The 1472-nt window shown below is 72.4% G+C and carries 3 protein-coding genes; all 3 read left to right on the top strand.

The window, feature by feature from the left end:
- A partial coding sequence (locus G6026_RS12490) for a hypothetical protein (protein ID WP_206682028.1) occupies window positions 1-225 on the top strand: 225 nt, incomplete at its 5' end.
- Window positions 225-839: a cob(I)yrinic acid a,c-diamide adenosyltransferase gene (gene cobO / locus G6026_RS12485; protein WP_107755355.1), complete on the top strand. Its 615-nt coding sequence runs from the start codon at window positions 225-227 to the stop codon at window positions 837-839. The genes G6026_RS12490 and cobO, both read left to right, overlap by 1 nt.
- The coding region (locus G6026_RS12480) for a cobyrinate a,c-diamide synthase (RefSeq protein ID WP_182613365.1) at window positions 833-1472 on the top strand (640 nt) is incomplete at its 3' end. The genes cobO and G6026_RS12480, both read left to right, overlap by 7 nt.

Genomic DNA, 1472 nt, shown 5'->3' with positions numbered 1-1472 from the left:
TCCCACGCCGCGGCGGCCGGGCTGGCCTCCCTACCGGTGGCGTCGGTGGTGGTGGACTGCGAGAGCGGTCGGTTCCGCATGGGCCTGGCCTCCGAACTCGCCGCCCACCTGGGCGCCGAACACATCCCGCTGGGCGAGGTGACGGCCGAGGGGCTGACCGACACCGTCCGGACCCGCACGGCCGCGCGACAGAGCCCCGCACACCCCGAGGGAGAGGTGGCCTGATGCCGCAGGGACAACCGACCCGCGTGCCCGACGACGGGCTGAGCACCCGGCAACGCCGCAACAAACCCCTGATCATGGTCCACACCGGGCCCGGCAAGGGGAAGTCCACCGCCGCGTTCGGCCTGGCCATGCGCGCGTGGAACCAGGGCTGGGACATCGGCGTGTTCCAGTTCGTCAAGTCCGCCAAGTGGCGCATCGGCGAACAGACCGTGATGGAGCGCCTCGCCCGACTGCACGCCGAGACCGGTGAGGGCGGGCCCGTCGAATGGCACAAGATGGGCTCCGGCTGGTCCTGGTCGCGCAAGGACGGCACCGAGGAGGACCACGCCGCCGACGCCGCCGAGGGCTGGGCGGAGATCACGCGCCGGCTGGCCGTCGAGCGACACGACCTCTACCTGCTCGACGAGTTCACCTATCCCATGAAGTGGGGGTGGGTGGACGTCGAGGACGTGGTGGAGACGCTGACGTCGCGGCCCGGTCGCCAGCACGTGGTGATCACCGGCCGCGACGCCGACCCCCGGCTGCTCGACGCCGCCGACCTGGTGACCGAGATGACCAAGGTCAAGCACCCGATGGACGCCGGCCAGAAGGGGCAGAGGGGGATCGAATGGTGACGCACCTGCCCCGGCTCGTGGTGGCGGCGCCGGCGTCGGGTCACGGCAAGACCACCGTCGCCACCGGGCTCATGGCGGCGCTGCGGCGCAGGGGCCTCACGGTCTCGGGCCACAAGGTGGGGCCCGACTACATCGACCCGGGATATCACGAGCTCGCCACCGGACGACCGGGCCGCAACCTCGACCCGCATCTGGTCGGCGAGGACGCGATCGTTCCCCTGCTGCTCCACGGGGCGCAGGCCGAGCCGCGCCCGGCCGACGTCGCCGTGATCGAGGGCGTGATGGGCCTGTACGACGGCCAGATCGGCGGCGACGGCTTCTCCTCCACCGCCCACGTCGCCGGCCTCACCGACACCCCGGTGCTGCTGGTGGTCGACATTTCCCACGCCTCGCGCAGCATCGCCGCCGTGGTACTCGGCATGGCGACGTTCGACCCCTCCGTCCGCATCGGCGGGGTGATCCTCAACAAGGCCGGGTCTCTCCGCCACTCGGATGAGGTACGCCGCGCCCTGGAGCCGCTGGGGATCCCCGTGCTCGGGGTGCTGAGCCGGGACGACGAGGTCACCGCGCCGTCCCGTCACCTCGGCCTGGTCCCGGCGGCGGAGCGACCGGGAGCCGCCGGTAGCCTCGACC

This window comes from Dietzia sp. DQ11-38-2 (genome assembly GCF_014145055.1).
Taxonomy (GTDB): Bacteria; Actinomycetota; Actinomycetes; order Mycobacteriales; family Mycobacteriaceae; genus Dietzia.
The sequence above is the reverse complement of the archived record's forward strand: the minus strand, read 5'-3'. Positions and strand labels throughout refer to the sequence as shown.